The 15714-nt window shown below is 62.8% G+C and carries 16 protein-coding genes; 10 read left to right on the top strand and 6 right to left on the bottom strand.

Features of this window, described 5'->3' with window-relative positions; translation table 11 throughout:
• The first annotated feature begins 37 nt into the window (after positions 1-37).
• Complete coding sequence (locus ACH2EI_RS06325; RefSeq protein ID WP_395155416.1) at positions 38-1273, top strand: cytochrome P450; 1236 nt, start codon at positions 38-40, stop codon at positions 1271-1273.
• Between the two features lie 29 nt (positions 1274-1302).
• On the opposite strand, the gene arfB is transcribed toward ACH2EI_RS06325, so the two are convergent.
• Entirely contained in the window at positions 1303-1728 is a 426-nt protein-coding gene (gene arfB / locus ACH2EI_RS06320) for an alternative ribosome rescue aminoacyl-tRNA hydrolase ArfB (protein ID WP_395155417.1), read from the bottom strand.
• Positions 1729-1803: 75 nt separating this feature from the next.
• Here arfB and ACH2EI_RS06315 point away from each other — a divergent pair, with 75 nt between their 5' ends.
• The 3 genes from ACH2EI_RS06315 to ACH2EI_RS06305 all read left to right on the top strand — a co-directional run bounded on the left by ACH2EI_RS06315 (position 1804) and on the right by ACH2EI_RS06305 (position 4035).
• Positions 1804-2841 (top strand): LLM class F420-dependent oxidoreductase, encoded by a 1038-nt coding sequence (locus tag ACH2EI_RS06315; RefSeq protein ID WP_395155418.1) that lies wholly within the window; start codon positions 1804-1806, stop codon positions 2839-2841.
• Between the two features lie 74 nt (positions 2842-2915).
• The gene (locus ACH2EI_RS06310) at positions 2916-3296 is read left to right on the top strand and encodes a DUF971 domain-containing protein (protein WP_395155419.1); all 381 of its coding nucleotides are present in this window, start codon (positions 2916-2918) and stop codon (positions 3294-3296) included.
• A 10-nt stretch (positions 3297-3306) separates the two neighbouring features.
• Positions 3307-4035: a YqjF family protein gene (locus ACH2EI_RS06305; protein ID WP_395155420.1), complete on the top strand. Its 729-nt coding sequence runs from the start codon at positions 3307-3309 to the stop codon at positions 4033-4035.
• 1 nt (position 4036) lies between these two features.
• Here ACH2EI_RS06305 and ACH2EI_RS06300 read toward each other — a convergent pair whose 3' ends face one another.
• The 3 genes from ACH2EI_RS06300 to ACH2EI_RS06290 are packed head-to-tail and all read right to left on the bottom strand — an operon-like array spanning position 4037 to position 9578.
• The gene (locus ACH2EI_RS06300) at positions 4037-5830 is read right to left on the bottom strand and encodes an acyclic terpene utilization AtuA family protein (RefSeq protein ID WP_395159483.1); all 1794 of its coding nucleotides are present in this window, start codon (positions 5828-5830) and stop codon (positions 4037-4039) included.
• Between the two features lie 57 nt (positions 5831-5887).
• On the bottom strand, positions 5888-7972 hold the full coding sequence (locus tag ACH2EI_RS06295) for a biotin carboxylase N-terminal domain-containing protein (protein ID WP_395159481.1): 2085 nt from the start codon (positions 7970-7972) through the stop codon (positions 5888-5890).
• Position 7973: 1 nt separating this feature from the next.
• The gene (locus ACH2EI_RS06290; RefSeq protein WP_395155423.1) at positions 7974-9578 is read right to left on the bottom strand and encodes an acyl-CoA carboxylase subunit beta; all 1605 of its coding nucleotides are present in this window, start codon (positions 9576-9578) and stop codon (positions 7974-7976) included.
• A 93-nt stretch (positions 9579-9671) separates the two neighbouring features.
• Here ACH2EI_RS06290 and ACH2EI_RS06285 point away from each other — a divergent pair, with 93 nt between their 5' ends.
• The 6 genes from ACH2EI_RS06285 (at position 9672) to ACH2EI_RS06260 (ending at position 14998) form a co-directional block, all read left to right on the top strand.
• Positions 9672-10289, top strand: a complete 618-nt coding sequence (locus tag ACH2EI_RS06285) for a TetR/AcrR family transcriptional regulator (protein WP_395155424.1) — start codon at positions 9672-9674, stop codon at positions 10287-10289.
• A gap of 12 nt (positions 10290-10301) precedes the next feature.
• Complete coding sequence (locus ACH2EI_RS06280; RefSeq protein ID WP_395155425.1) at positions 10302-11138, top strand: TIGR03084 family metal-binding protein; 837 nt, start codon at positions 10302-10304, stop codon at positions 11136-11138.
• A gap of 13 nt (positions 11139-11151) precedes the next feature.
• Positions 11152-12342, top strand: coding sequence for an acyl-CoA dehydrogenase family protein (locus tag ACH2EI_RS06275; RefSeq protein WP_395155426.1), 1191 nt, complete (start codon positions 11152-11154; stop codon positions 12340-12342).
• A 37-nt stretch (positions 12343-12379) separates the two neighbouring features.
• Entirely contained in the window at positions 12380-12982 is a 603-nt protein-coding gene (locus ACH2EI_RS06270; RefSeq protein WP_395155427.1) for a methyltransferase domain-containing protein, read from the top strand.
• 142 nt (positions 12983-13124) lie between these two features.
• The gene (locus ACH2EI_RS06265; RefSeq protein WP_395155428.1) at positions 13125-13349 is read left to right on the top strand and encodes a hypothetical protein; all 225 of its coding nucleotides are present in this window, start codon (positions 13125-13127) and stop codon (positions 13347-13349) included.
• A 215-nt stretch (positions 13350-13564) separates the two neighbouring features.
• On the top strand, positions 13565-14998 hold the full coding sequence (locus ACH2EI_RS06260) for a DUF222 domain-containing protein (RefSeq protein ID WP_395155429.1): 1434 nt from the start codon (positions 13565-13567) through the stop codon (positions 14996-14998).
• Between the two features lie 16 nt (positions 14999-15014).
• Here the strand turns inward: ACH2EI_RS06260 and ACH2EI_RS06255 are convergent, their stop codons facing one another.
• Complete coding sequence (locus ACH2EI_RS06255) at positions 15015-15338, bottom strand: type II toxin-antitoxin system PemK/MazF family toxin (protein ID WP_395155430.1); 324 nt, start codon at positions 15336-15338, stop codon at positions 15015-15017.
• Positions 15332-15577, bottom strand: coding sequence for a ribbon-helix-helix protein, CopG family (locus ACH2EI_RS06250; RefSeq protein ID WP_395159479.1), 246 nt, complete (start codon positions 15575-15577; stop codon positions 15332-15334). Before ACH2EI_RS06250 ends, ACH2EI_RS06255 begins: the two co-directional genes overlap by 7 nt.
• Positions 15578-15714: the final 137 nt, after the last annotated feature.

Genomic DNA, 15714 nt, shown 5'->3' with positions numbered 1-15714 from the left:
CCCACCATCGGCATCGTTCATTCTCTAGTGTGGGGAAATGGGCACTGCCACATCACCGACGCTGGTCACCGAGATGGACCTCCCGGTCGTCGATCCGAGCCTCTTCGAGATGTCGCACCAAGATGCGTTGGCCGCGATGACGAAGCTCGCCGACGACACGTGGATTGCACGCAGCCTTTTCGGCTACTCGATCCTCAGCTATGCCGACGTCACAGCCGTCCTGCGCGACAAGCGCTGGCACAACGCAGCTTCGAAGATCCCCGAGATGCGTGGCATCACCGACCCCGAGCTGATCGGCAACCGCGACAAGCCGTCGATCCTCGCCGCCGAAGGTGACGTCCACACTCGCCTTCGGCGCCTCGTCGCCAAGGCATTCTCACCGCGCTCCGCTGACCGGCTTCGCCCGTTCATGCGCGAGGTGATGAACGGGTTAATCGATCCGATCGCCGCATCAGGCACGGCCGACATCGTCGCCGACATCACCGAGCCATATCCGATTCCGATCATCTGCGAACTACTCGGTGCACCGAAGGAAGATTGGCAGCTGTTCTCCCGCTGGGCCGAAGACGTGCTGCGCGTGTTCAACGCCAACGTGCTTGACGAACTCGACATCATCAAAGCCGCTCGCAAAGAACTCAACCAATACACGATGCAGATGATCTCCGAGCGTCGCAACGACCCGCGCGAAGACCTGCTCACCGACCTGATCGCTGCCGAAGAAGATGGCGACAAACTCGACGCCGAAGAACTGCTGATGATGGTCAACGCTGTGATCATCGGCGGCACCGACACCACTCGAAATCAGCTCGGCTGCTCGGTCGCGCTCTTTGCTGAGCATCCCGATCAGTGGAAGTTGCTGGCCGACGATCCCGATATCGCACCACGCGCCGTCGAGGAATCAATGCGCCACTTTGGTGCAATCCGTGGCACCGGCCGATTCGCAAGCGAAGACATCGTTTACCGCGACATTCTCTTTCCTGCAGGCACCTTCATTTTCCCGTCAACGGCAACCGGCAACCGCGATCAAGGCACGTTCCCAGGTGCCGAGACCTTCGACATCCGCAAAGAGCCAGCTGGTTCACCGCACCTCACGCTCGGCTCAGGTATCCACTACTGCCTCGGTGCGTGGCTCGCTCGAGCCGAGCTGCAAGAAGCGCTACCGATCCTTGCCCGCCGCATGCCTGACCTGAAGCTGGCCGACGGCGTGCAGTGGAAGCCCCCGGGCACCGCGATCTTCGGCCCGGACAAGCTCCCGGTCACCTTCACCCCGTAATTACGTATGGGGTCAGGCCCCTTTCGCAACTATTCGTCGCGGCTCGGTCGACGGCGCTGCTGTTTGACCTCAGATCGCTCCGACTTCGCCTGGAGCCGCCGCCGTTGCGAACCACGCGTCGGCTTCGTTGCTCGACGCCGCCGCTGTACGTATAGCGCGCCGCGAAGCTTGGCGGCCATCCGTTCGGCAGCGAGCGTTCGGTTGCGAAGTTGCGAGCGTTCGTCATCTGCAACGACGCGGACGACCGCTCCGAGCTTGTCGATCACGCGTTGGCGCTCGGACTCGTTGAAGGCTGACGATGTCGTGATGTCGAGTGTCAACTCGACGCGTGTCGCCGCCTTGTTCGCATGCTGACCTCCCGGGCCACCCGACGCCGAGAAAGTCTCCTGCAACTCGTACTGCGGGATGCGGACCGAGTTCGTCACCACCAGTCGATCGTCGTTCTCGCCACCCATGAGCACATCATGGCCGGTGCGAAGCACTTCAGGCCGGACTGATTCCTGCGGGCCCTGCTCACCTACGGTCTGGGCATGGCAGATCTCAAGCTCGGATACAACACCGGATACTGGTCGGCAGGCCCGCCAAAGGGCGCACTCGAAGCAGTGCAGGAAGCCGAGAAGCTCGGTTTCAACTCAGTGTGGACCGCAGAGGCATACGGCTCCGATGCGCTCACGCCACTCGCCTGGTGGGGCGCTCAGACCAAGACGCTGCAGCTGGGCACGGCAATCGCTCAGATGGCGGCACGTACACCGACCGCTATGGCCATGGCCGCGATCACCATGGACCATCTTTCGAACGGCCGCTTCATCCTCGGGCTCGGTGCTTCTGGCCCGCAGGTCGTTGAGGGTTGGTACGGCCAGCCGTATCCGCGCCCACTCGAACGGACACGTGAGTACATCGACATCGTGCGCCAGGTGTTCGCTCGCGAGGCTCCGGTCGAGTTTGACGGCAAGCACTACCAACTGCCGTTCGACGGCGGTGCCAACCTCGGCAAGGCCCTCAAGCCAACAGTGCATCCGCTGCGCAATGACATCCCGATTTACCTCGCCGCCGAGGGGCCAAAGAACGTCGCTCTGTCGGCCGAGATCGCCGACGGCTGGCTCCCGCTGTTCTTCTCGCCGAAGGAAGACCGCTGGTACCGCGATCAGCTCGACGAGGGCTTCGCCGCATCGGGCGACCCGACCAAGAAGGATCGCTTCGAGGTGACGGCGACCGTGTCGATCGTGCCGGGCGACAACGTGCAGGAGTGCGCCGACATGATTCGGCCCTTCCTTGCGCTGTACGCCGGTGGTATGGGAGCGAAGGGTGCGAATTTCCACTACGAAGTGTTCGAACGCATGGGCTACGGCGACGTGGCCGACAAGGTCCAGAACCTCTACCTCGAAGGCAAAAAGGCCGAGGCGGCCGCATCTATCCCGCTCGAGATGGTCGAAGATGTCGCGCTCGTCGGTCCGGCCGGAAAGATCAAAGAAGAGTTGAGTAAGTGGGAAGACAGCTGCATCACCGAACTGCTGCTCAGCGGCCCCGCAATGATGCTCCCGCACTACGCCGAACTGATCCTGGGCTGATCTTCGGGCCTGGTCTTCGAGGCTGACCGGTCACACTGTGCCAGGCACAGTGTGACCGCCGTAGCCTGACGCTGATGGCTCGCCACGACGTTCTCAACATCGAAGTCGACCGGGCGTCCCACGTCGAGATCGAGTTCGGAGACGGTGTCATTGCCCGCTTCGAACTGGCACCGCTTCGTCTCGCCTGCCCATGCGCCGAATGCAACTCGCGACGGCAGAAGGGCGAGCCCGTGAGCCAGTCGGTCGAAGAAGGCGGCCCGATCTCGATCACCGACGCCGAGCTCGCTGGGGCCTGGGGCCTCAGCCTCGATTGGTCCGATGGCCACTCGACTGGCATCTACGCGTGGACCGTATTGCGCCAGTGGATGGACGAACGCGACGACGATGACGACGATCCAGCTGGCCGGAAGGTGTTCGGCAAACCCGTCGACGGCCCGATCCGCCGCGCCGACTGACTGGAACCCGTTGGATTTCAAGCCACTCTCCGCCATCTGCCCAGATCCGATTGAGCGCGGCTGGTTGCGCAACGACTGGCACGATCTCACGTTCCTGCATTGGCCGTACGAACCCGCTGCCGTGCAGGCACTGCTCCCTGATGGGCTCACCGTCGACACGTTCGACGGCAAGGCCTGGGTGTCGCTTGTCCCGTTCATGATGCGGAGAGCGGGCCCGACGTGGCTCCGGAAGCTTCCGTACGTCTCCGACTTCGAAGAAACAAACGTGCGCACGTACGTGGTTGATTCGCTCGGAAACCGCGCAGTGTGGTTCCTGTCGCTCGATTGCGTACGACTCCCAGTCGTTGCCTTCGCGAAAATGTTGATCGGATTTCCGTACTTCTGGGCTGACATGACGCTTGCCATCGACGGCCCGAAAGTCACGTACACAACTCGACGTCGTCGCTGGCCACGATCACCGGCTGCTCGCACACACGTGAGCATCGACATCGGTGGGGCAATCGAGCCGACAGAACTCGACGTCTTCCTCACTGCTCGGTGGGGAACAGTTGCGAAGTCATTCGGTCGGCTTTGGTTTCACGCCGTTGATCATGAACCGTGGACGTTGCACGACGTCACGCTCATCGAACTCGATGATTCAGCGATGGCCGCCCCCGGCCTGGCAGAGCCAATCGGTGAACCAATCGCGCGATGGGCTCAGCCAGTGCATGCCCGCTTCGCTCGCCCGATCCGCGTCTGATTCAGAGCAGGGACGTCGGGAGGTCGACGTGGCGAGCCCGAAGCCACTCGCCCAGCGCCTTCGCCTGGGCGTCTTGTCGCGTTGATGCTGCGACGCCTTCGTCGAGGAGGTCGTGAATCACGAAGTTGAGTGAGCGGACGTTCGCCAAGCGGTGGCGGTCGACCTGCAGGTCTGCGGTTTCGGGCAAAAGTTCCTGCAGCATCCCTGTCGTCAGCTCGCTGTCGAGCCACTCCCACGCAGCCTCCGAACGGGCGAACACGCCGAGGTTCGCATTGCCACCCTTGTCACCCGATCGCGTCCCGAAGACAGTGCCCAGCGGAACGCGTTTTGTCACGCCGAGGTCTACGCCGAGCGTGACACTCGTGTCGGCTGGCGGGACTGTCACACCGAGGTCAGACCTCGGCGTCACAGTGGAATCGATCTGGATCGTGTCGCCGCCAAGAATCGTGACGTACTGCGGGACAAGGCCAGCCGGAACTGTTGCAGGGCGGTAGACGCCGAAGGGCGACGCTGCGCCAGGCCCGCCGCCGAGGCCGTAGAGACCTGGGATCGCAGCAAGTGCGGTGTGCACCATGGCGTCCGAGAATGCTCGGCCGACTTTGCGTTCGTCGGGATCTTTGACAGTGAGGCGCCAGATTGCTGTTGCCTCTTCCTGGGTTGCAGGGTCAGGCTTATTCGTCGGAATCACACGGCTGGTGACCGACTCGAAGTCTTCTGGCCGATACGGGCAGGCGTCCCAAAATGCGGCCTTCGCCAGCTTGGCTTTGTCCTCGATATCGAGGCCGGTGAGCGCGACGGTGAACGAGTTGCGAAAGCCACCCAGCTCATTCATGGCCACCTTGAGTGTGGACGGTGCCGCCTCGCCACGGGTCCCCGACACTTTCACTCGGTCGGGCGCGATCTGTTCGAGTTCGACGGTGTCGAAGCGCGCTGTGACGTCGGGGCCGAGGTACGCGGGGCTCCCGATCTCGTAGAGCAACTGCGAGGTGACGGTGCCGACCGAGACCTCGCCGCCAGTGCCGTCGTGCTTGCCGATAACCGATGATCCGTCTGCTGCAACTTCGGCCCACGGGAAGCCGAACCGGGCACGGCCGCCGATCTCCTCGCGTCCCTTGATCTCCGTGAAGAACGAATAGTTGCCACCGGTGACCTGAGCACTGCATTCGATGAGATGACCGGCGACGACACCGCCGGCGAGCTGATCGAGGTCGGTGCGTTTCCACCCGTGGTGCCAGGCGGCAGGGCCGCACACAACGGCCGCGTCTGTGACGCGGCCAGTGATGACGATGTCGGCACCGCGCGTCAGCGCGTCAACGATGCCGAAGCAACCGAGGTATGCGTTGGCGCTGACGTAGGCATCGAGATTGCCCAATCGCGTCACATCGGAGGTTCCGTCGAACGGTGCAAGCGCTCCGCTCGCGGCCAGTTCGTGAATGCGCGGCAGGAGGTCGTCGCCGTTCACGTAGGCGATTGTCGGGGAAAGACCAAGCTTGTCGGCAACGTCCTTCACCGCTTCGGCGCAGCCGTCAGGGTCGAGGCCGCCGGCGTTGGACACCACCTTGATGCCCTTCTCCATGCAGGTGCCCATGACCTGTTCCATCTGTCCGACGAAGGTTCGTGCGTAACCCTGCCCCGGACGCTTTGCTCGGATACGGCTGAGGATCAACATCGTCAGCTCGGCAAGCCAGTCGCCGGTGAGGACGTCGATCGGCCCGCCCTCGACCATCTCGAGCGCGCCACTCGGCCGATCGCCGAAGAAGCCTGAGCAGTTGGCGATGCGGATCGGGTCAGTCATCGTGAACGCTCCCGGGGCACAGAGTTGCGAAAGGGGCCTGACCCCATACGCAATTGTTCATTCGATTGCCTCGAGTGCGACGAGTAGATCGCCCTGGTCGACTCGATCGCCGACAGCGAAGCGGACTTCGCCGACGGTGGCAGCTGCAGTTGCAGTGATCTTGTGTTCCATCTTCATTGCCTCGACCACCATCAGGACATGGCCCTCGCCGACGGTTTGACCTACTTCGACATGGACAGCAATGACGGTTCCAGGAAGCGGGCAGATCGGGCCGCCACCGGCGTCGTCAAGCTCGTGTTCGACGAATCGGGGCAACTGGGTGAAGACAACCGAGCCCGCTGCACTTCGGGTGCGAACAGTCTCGCCGTCGATGGCCACGTCGACGGCATGTCGGACGCCATCAACCTCGATGACTTCGCGCTCGTCGGTACGGGCCAGCAGGCGGACCGCCATTCGACGGCGCTCATCGGTCGTCAGCGTCCCGTCATCGGTCGGCGCCGGCCAAGCTCCGATTGACACCGACGCTGTCGATCGCGAGTCGACAACGAACTCGACCTGATGGTCGGTTGCACCGTCGGTCCACGTCTGACGTTGGCCTTGGGTTCGGAGGGTCCGAAAACCGGAGGGTGCGAAACCGTGATGCTTGTCGTCCGCACGCGTTCGTCGCTCTTCGGCGAACACCGCAGCCAGCAGAAGTGCTAACCGGTCATCTCCGATGGGACCCGCCGGCGTGAGGACGTCGGGATGCTCACCGAGATAGGCCGTCGGCGTGTTGGCCGCGAGAAAGTCGCGTTCGCCGAGCGTCGCCACGAGCATGTCGATATTTGTGTCGACACCCTTGACCTGAGATGTGCGAAGTGCCCGGGCGAGCATGCGAGCCGCATCGTGGCGGGTCGGTGCGTATGCAATGACCTTCGCCAGGAGCGAGTCGTAGTTCGGAGAGATCACCGCACCAGCACGGATGCCGGTGTCGGTACGGACATCGTCGCTGACGTCGAACGCAGTGATCTCACCGGTCGACGGCATCCAGTTCGTCGCTGGATTCTCTGCGACCACGCGCACCTCAATGGCATGGCCGGTGATCGTGACGTCGTCTTGCGAGACCCCGAGTGGTTCACCCGAGGCGACACGTAATTGCATTTCGACGAGGTCGAAGCCGGTCACTTCTTCGGTCACCGGGTGCTCGACCAGGAGCCTGGTATTAACCTCCAGGAAATTGATGACCTGACCGTCGTCAGACTCGCCGACGAGGAACTCGACAGTGCCTGCACCGACGTACCGGACAGCGCGGGCCAGGGCGAGGGCACCTTCGCAGACTGCGGCTCGCGTCGCTGCAGAAATCCCAGATGACGGCGACTCTTCGATCACCTTCTGGTTGCGGCGCTGAATCGAACACTCGCGCTCACCGAGATGGATGACGTGGCCATGCTGGTCGCCCATGATCTGCACTTCGATGTGCCGACCGCGTTCGATGTACGGCTCGATGAACACTGCGCCGTCGCCGAACGCAGCCTTGGCTTCGCGACTCGCAGAGAGAATCGATTCGGCCAGAAGCTCGGGCTCGGTGACGATGCGCATGCCACGCCCGCCACCCCCGGCTGCGGCCTTGACGAGTGCCGGCATGGGCACGCCGTCAGGCACTGCGCCATCGCCGCCGACTTCCCAGATCGGCGTGGTTGGCACGCCTGCATCCACCGCGGCGCGCTTGGCAGCCACCTTGTCACCAAGCAGCGTGATCTGTTCGGGGGTTGGCCCGACCCAGATCAGGCCGGCGTCTTCGACGGCTTGGGCAAAGGCGGCGTTCTCCGCGAGAAAGCCATAGCCCGGGTGGATCGCATCGGCGCCGGTTGCCTTCGCAGCAGCGATGATTGCATCGCCGCGCAAGTACGACTCGGCCGCGGTCTCGCCACCGAGTGCCACGGCAACGTCAACACTGTCGACGTGCAGCGCGTTGGCATCAGGCTCTGAGTACACCCCGACGGTCCCCATGCCGAGCCGGTGCGCGGTGCGCGCTATCCGGACGGCGATCTCGCCGCGGTTGGCAATGAGTAATTTGTTGATCGGCCGCCGCGGCACTGGCTCAGAACCCTCAGGTGGAGCCCACTGGTCACTCGACCCGGTCAATTCGTTTGATGCAATCATCTCAGTGCCTCCACACGCCGTAGCTCGTGGCCCCAACAACTTCGTTGCTGTGCGCCGCCGACAGGGCCATGCCCAAAACAGTTCTCGAATCAGCCGGATGGATGATTCCGTCGTCCCACAATCGGCCAGTTGAATAGAGCGCCGTCGACTCGTGTTCGATCTGGGCTTCGAGTGCTGCAGTCTGTGCTTGCAGCGCCTCCTCGTCGACGTCGACCCCGCGACCAGCAGCGCTGTTGCGAGCAACAATGTCCATCACGCCAGCGAGCTGCTTCGGGCCCATCACGGCAATGCGATGGTTGGGCCACGTGAAGATGAAGCGGGGGTTGTAGGCCTTGCCGCCCATGCCGTAGTTGCCGGCGCCATAGCTGGCCCCGACCATCAAGTTGAAGTGCGGCACGGTCGAGTTCGACACGGCGTTGATGAGCTTGGCTCCGTTACGGATGATGCCGCCCTGCTCGGCTTTCGAGCCGACCATGAAACCGGTGATGTTGTGCAAGAAAACGAGCGGCGTGTTGGTCTTGTTGCACAGCTGGATGAACTGTGCTCCTTTCTTGGCCTCCTCCGAAAAGAGGATGCCGTTGTTGCCGAGCACGCCGACAGGGAAGCCATGAATCGACGCCCAGCCGCAGACGAGCTTGTCGCCGTACAGCGGCTTGAACTCTTCGAAGCGACTGCCGTCGAGGAGCCGGGCGTAGACCTCGCGTATCTCGAAGGGGATGCGTACATCGGCCGAGGCGCAGCCCAACAATTCGGCCGGGTCGTAGATCGGTTCGTCGGGGGATTCGGTCGGACCCGGACCGAGCTTCTTCCACTGCAGATGCTTCACGATTTGGCGGGTGATGCGAAGGGCATCCATTTCGTCTTGCGCCAGAAAATCGGAGAGACCCGATGTGCGAGAGTGCATATCAGCGCCACCGAGTGACTCTTCGTCAACCACTTCGCCGATCGCCATCTGCACCAGCGGCGGGCCGCCAAGGTAAGCGGTTGCCCTGTCTTTGACGAAGACCGTGTAGTCGCTCGTGCCCGGCGTGTACGCGCCACCAGCTGTGTTGGGGCCGAACGCCATTGTGATGGTGGGAATGCCCATTTGCGACAACTGTGTGAGGTCACGGAAACTCGCACCACCTTGAATGAACAGGTCGGCTTGGCGGGGCAGGTCGGCGCCGGCGGACTCGTTCAGGTTGATGACCGGCAGACGGTTTTCCTTGGCAATCTCGGTGAAGCGCTGACTCTTTTTCCATGTGGTGGGGTTGGCCGAACCACCGCGCACAGTCATGTCGGTACCGGTGATCAGACACTCGACGCCTTCGATCGTGCCAATGCCCGATGCGATGCCGACACCGATCGGGTCTTCGGTCCCCCACGCAGCCAGCGGGCTGAGTTCGAGGAACGGTGTGTTCGGATCGATCAGATTCTCGATGCGCTCACGCACGAGCATCTTGCCGCGCTTGCGATGGCGGTCGACGTAGCGCTGGCCGCCGATGCCGGGCACGTTCGCCATCTCGGCAGCGACCACGTCCCAGAGCTTTTGCATCTCTGCGAGGTTCGCCTTGTAGTCGTCTGACTTCGTGTCCAGACGGCTCTTGATCACACTGCCGATTGCCATGCGTTCCCCTGTTCTGATCGACTGCTTTGCGCACTTGTTGCCGGAGACTCGACAGTTCGCGAGGCGACCCAACAGATGTTACGGTACCAGATGATGGCTTTTGGTACCGCACCGCAACCGTTGCTGCCGCGACGGGCTGAAGAACGCTTGGGAGCGCGGCACCGCGAGATACTCGATCAACTCGAGACACAGTTCCTGGAACGCGGCTTCTCCGCCGCAACGGTGGCCGCGCTCGCAAGCGCTGTCGGCTGTTCACGCCGAACGCTCTACGAACTGGCACCTTCGAAAGACGCGTTAGTGCTCATGGTGCTCGACCGGTTCCTGCACCGAGTGGGGCGCAGTGCCCTCGACTCGGTTGATCATGACGCCCCGATCGCCGACCAGGTCCGCTCGTACATCAATGGCGCCCTCGAACTGCAACGCCTGACCGCAGCGTTCGCCGACGACCTTGATGACGACCCTGCGGCCCGCCGCCTTCTCGATCGCCATTTCCGATACGTGATGTCGGTCAGCGAGGGACTCATCAAAATGGGAATCGAAGCGGGCGAATTTCGCGACGTCTCCCCCGCTGTCGCCGCCGGCATGCTCGCCGGTAGCGGCCTCTACTTCAGCCAACCCGGCATCCTCTCCGACATGCACATGACCCGCGACGAGGCGAGCGCTGAGATGACCGACATCGTGCTCCGCTCGCTTCGCAACGACAAGAACTGAGAACCTGACCACATGAATGACGCAGCCCCCACAGTCGAAACAGTTCGCGCCGATCTCATCGCCGAACAGGACGCACTCGACTCGATCATCACTGACCTCGAGCCTGAAGCCTGGGCGCTCGCCACCCCCAGCCCGCGTTGGTCGATCGCCGACCAGATCGGCCACCTCACCTACTTCGACTGGACCGCGGCGCTGGCCATCAGCGACCCTGATCAGTTCACTTCACTCACCGGCGAGCTGATGGGGACGATGAGCCCAGACGCCGCTGACGACGCGATGGATCTCGCCACCCTTGGCGACTACCGGGCAATGTCTCCAGACGAGTTGCTCCACGCGTGGCGCACCAACCGTGGCGTGCTGTCCGCAGCCTCGGCATCGCTCGGCGAGCAGGATCGCGTGATCTGGTACGGCCCGTCGATGGGATCAAAATCCTTCCTCACGGCCCGCCTCATGGAGGCGTGGGCACACGGCCAAGACATCGTCGACACATTGCAGCAGAACGACATCAACGCACCCGAACGTCCACACACCGACCGCATCCGCCACATTGCTCAACTCGGCTTCATCACACACAAGTGGAGCTACATCAATCGCCGACTCGAGGCGCCGTCAGCTCCGGTCCACGTGTCGCTGACCTCACCGTCCGGCGCCACGTGGGACTTCGGCCCCGACGACGCAGCCAACACGATCACCGGCGCGGCAGTCGACTTCTGTCTCGTCACTACCCAGCGTCGCCACGTCGACGACACCAACCTTGCAGTCACCGGCGATGTTGCGACCGCCTGGATGAACATCGCTCAAGCCTTTGCCGGCGGCGCCACCGATGGCCCCGCAGCTGGCACCTTCTGATCAGGAGATCACCATGACCACCCTCACCCCCGGCGCCTTCGAACTGAACGATGTCCAACAACAGATTCTTGACGAAGCCGAGCGCTTCAGCCGCGAGCAACTCCTCCCGCTCGCATCAGAGATGGACAACACCGAGGAGTGCCCGGACGATCTCTTTCAATTGTTTGCCAAGCATGGCTACCTCGGGATCACCATGCCGGAGGAGTACGGGGGCCAGGGCCTCGGCCTGTTTGAGCAGGGTCTCATCTGCCAGGCGATGGGTAAGTACAACGCGTCGGCGATGCTTACCTGGGGCGCTCACGACAACCTGTGCGGTAACAACATCCTGCGCAACGCGAACGACGACATTAAGCAGCGCTATCTACCCGGCATGTGCGACGGCTCGATCATCGGTGCGCTCGGCCTGACCGAGCCCGGCGCCGGCTCCGACGCCCTCGGCTCGATGGCTACGACAGCGGTCAAGGACGGCGACGAGTACATCCTCAACGGCTCGAAGACATACATCACCAACGGCCCCATCGCCGACATCGTCCTCGTCTACGCAAAGACCAATCTCGCTGCCGGCCATCGCGGCATCACCGCGTTCGTCCTGGAAACCAAGACCCCCGGATTCGCAGTCGCCCAGAAGCTCAGCAAGATGGGCTACCGCGGGAGCCCGACCGCGGAGTTGGTCTTCAACGACTGCCGAGTACCTGCCGCGAACATCGTCGGCGAACTGAACGGCGGCGTCGGCGTTGTGATGAGCGGGCTCGATGTCGAGCGCATCTTCCTCGCACCGGCCGCCGTCGGCATGGCTGAGCGATGCCTCGAATTGAGCTTGGACTACGCCCTCACCCGCAAGCAGTTCGACAAGCCGATTATCGACTTCCAGGCAATCGAATTCAAGCTTGCCGACATGTGGGTCGGCGTCCAGATCGCCAAGGCATACGTCTATCGCGTGCTCGCCATGTGTGCCGAAGCTGACGAGTCAGAAGCCGGTCGCGGCGCCGTCCATGCACACTCCGCCGCGGCGATTCTGTATGCCACCAAAATGATGCGCGAAGCCGCCGACGAGGCAGTGCAGATCCATGGCGGCGCCGGCTACATGTGGGAGATGGAAGTCAACCGCCTCTACCGCGACGCCAAGCTGCTCGAGATCGGTGCCGGCACCCAAGAAATCCGCCGCGGCATCGTCGGCAAGTACCTCCGCGGCACGCAGCCGTAGCCGCTGGCCGGAAACCTTCGCGCTCGGCCGCTGGTGATTGCGGGCGTGGGAACAGCAGCGGCTCGGCCTCGTCGATGGGGAACGAGTTCTGGACGTCGGTTGCGGGTGCGGCGATGCTGCGATCTCCCTCGGATTCGATCTGGGTCCCGCGGGAGAAATGGTCGGGGTCGACGCGAGCGCTGCCATGTTGGAAGTCGCACGTCAACGAAGCAGCGAGGTGCCGTGTGCCGTTCGGTTCTCGGTGGGTGACCCACGTTCGCTCGACGAGGCCGACCAGCCGACGTTGCACCTCGATGTCGGCGACCCGCAAATCACGAAAATGGTTCGCAATGGGCTGCGCGCCGAACGAAATCGACCGTCCAATATCGGGCGACGACTCGCCGCACTCGCAACCGCTGCGGGCTGTGAGGTGACGATGGAAACGACGGACACTCAGATCTGGACTCGGTGGAACCCAGATGAGTCACCGGCACCCGACGGGTGCTTCTCAATGACGAGTCTCGCCGAAGACCTCGTGGAAAAGGGCCAACTCGAAGCCGGTGACGTGTCTCGTTTTGTCGGCAAGATTCACGAAGCGGCGCGACGCCAACGCTTCAACATGTCGCTCACCATGCACGCGGCCATCGCAGTGCGACCTTGAGCAAATCGAAGACGACGCTGCGGGCAGATCCAAGAGACTTCAAATCATCGTCGGTCTCGGCGCTGCCGCTCTACTGGCATCGCTCGCTATCGGCGTCATCGGTCACCGGAGCGTCAATAACGAGGTATCCCGAATTCGCGCGATGGCGACAACCGCAGTCATCGATCCCGACGACATGGCATTCTGGGGGTTTGACGGCTCAAGCGATCCGGTGTTCGACGTGTTGGGAGCGAAGCCAAGAGAGCTCGTGCAGCATGCCGACCTCGGTTGGTGCGCATGGATCGAGGTATCGCATCTCGCCTCGAACCGCTCCCTGTACTTCGAGGTTGGAGCGAACGGCACGGTCGTCGAGATCGAGAGTTGCTGACTGTCTTTGTTCCTCCGAGTGTGGGAAAACGAGTCCATCATCGGTCAATCTTTCGAAGTCACGAGCAGGCGCTTCTACTGCGACGAAGCACCAGAAACTTGGCTCTCCCCCTCGGAGTCGACTCGCCCGGCGCAGCGCAAGACTGAGCGTCCTGAGAGGAAAGAAATACCTGGTCAGAAAGAGTATATGGAACATATGTTCGCTATACTTGTTTCATGTTCTCCTCCCTCGTTGAAGAGCTGATCGTCACCGACGATCCGGCACTCATCGAACGGTTGCGAACCAACGAACTCGACGCCCGCCGGCTCGCAGCCGAGCAGGCCGCAATCACACGTGAAGTCGAACGACGCGGCCTGTTCCACGACGATGGACACCGATCGGTCAAAGCATTCCTGCGGGCCAACCTCAACTGGTCAAACAGTCAAGCCGCCAGCACCATCAAAGTCGCAGCACTCCTCGACACTGTTGCCGGCGCCGGCAACGCACTCCTCAACGGCCACATCGGCACCGCCCAAGCCAATGAACTCGGCCGACTCCGCGCCAACCCACGCGTCGGCGACCAACTCACGGCCACCACCGACGCCGCCACCACGCTGCTCGACGCCGCCGAACAACTGAAATACGAAGACTTCCGGATCGTCGGGCTGCGCTGGGAAACACTTGCTGACACCAACGGCGCCGAACAACGCGCAGCCAACAACATCGAGCACCGCGACGCCACCGTCATCGACGCCGGCGGCGAACTGTTCATGCGCGCCACCGGCGGCACCGCACTCAACACCGCCGAAATGGTCGCCATATTCGACGCCTTCGTCGACCACGAATTCCAACTCGACTGCGCAACCCGCGACGCCACCTACGGACCCAACGCCCCAACATCACTCCTTGAACGCACCGACAAACAACGCCGACGCGACGCCCTACAAAACATTTTCCGTGCCGCACAAGCCGCCACCGACGCAGGCCTCACCGTCGGGCCAATCCCGACAATCGTCAACATCATCGCATCGCGCTACGACACCGAACTCGCACTCGCCACAGCCGGCCTGACACCAACACCCACCGGCCTCACCGCCCCACCACTAACGCAACGCCGCAAAGAAACCGCCTCCGGCTCGCCCATCAGCAACGACGAACTCGTCCGCTCACTCATCCACGGCCGAGTCCGATCCGTCATCACCGACAACACCGGCATGCCCATCAGCTACGGCCGCACCCGCCGACTCTTCACCGGCCCCATCAGAGCCATGGCCAAACTCCTCGGCCACCGATGCTCCCACCCCGGCTGCGATATCCCCGCCGAACGCTGCCAAGTCGACCACCTCGACGAATTCGCCAACGGAACCGGCCACACCTCACTCACCAACGCCGGGCTCGAATGCTCCAGCCACAACCGCCACAAACACCGAACAAAACTCCAACGAACCCGAATCACCACCGACCACATCGAAACAACACGCGCCGACGGCAGCACCATGCGCCCCACCGGACAACGCACCCGGACCGACATCATCCGTGCCCGACTTCGCAATCAGCCGGCTCTGTCAGCGGAGGCCAAATCGGCCATCGACGCGGCGATGATCAAAAGGTCGACGTGGAACGTGGTACGCCTCCGGGTGGTCGAGGGCGAGCTTCGGCTCGCCGCCTGACGCGACCGACGGTCGGTCAGTAGATGATGTCGAGCGAGTACCGCAGTGCTTGGTCGAGACGAGCTCTGGCGACCTCGTCGAGATGACCGACGGGCTCGTCGTCCAGGTCGTCGATGGAGACCGTGATCACGTTGTCGCAGCTGATGACGCACACTTCGGGAAGCCCATGCTCGGGTCCGAGTTCGACCTCAGACCGGATGCCGCGAACCGTCCGCGTGATGGGTGCGCAAGTCACCGAAGCCAGCACGTCGATTGCAGCGTCGCGGGTCAGCACACAGACCGGCCGCCGGCCCGCCGGAGGACCAAGGTCTGCCCAGTAGATATCGTTGCGAGCTACCACGCCGGAGCGGACTCGGCAGCAAGTCGTCGTGCTGATTGAACGAGCGCTGGGTCGGCGGGCCTGCGCAGGTACGCGACACGGAGCTGGCGATCCGCAGTTGCGAGCCCCTCGGCGTCGAGGACCGCTTGAGCACCTCGACGCATGAGTTCTGAACGGTTCGTGCCGAGATCGGTTGCCAACGCATCGAGTTGTTCGACGAGATCATCATCGAGCTGTACCAGTACTTCACGTCGAGCCATAACCATATGCTAACCCATATGCTCATCCGTATAGTCCACGGTGAGAACGTCGGGCGCCGCCCCCGTCGAAGGAGTCATCTGGGTGTGGGCGCTCAACCCTCGGAAGCCAGGCTTCTCCTGAATGTCCTGGCACCTCG

It is taken from the genome of Ilumatobacter sp. (assembly GCF_041688325.1).
GTDB lineage: Bacteria > Actinomycetota > Acidimicrobiia > Acidimicrobiales > Ilumatobacteraceae > Ilumatobacter_A.
The sequence above is the reverse complement of the archived record's forward strand: the minus strand, read 5'-3'. Positions and strand labels throughout refer to the sequence as shown.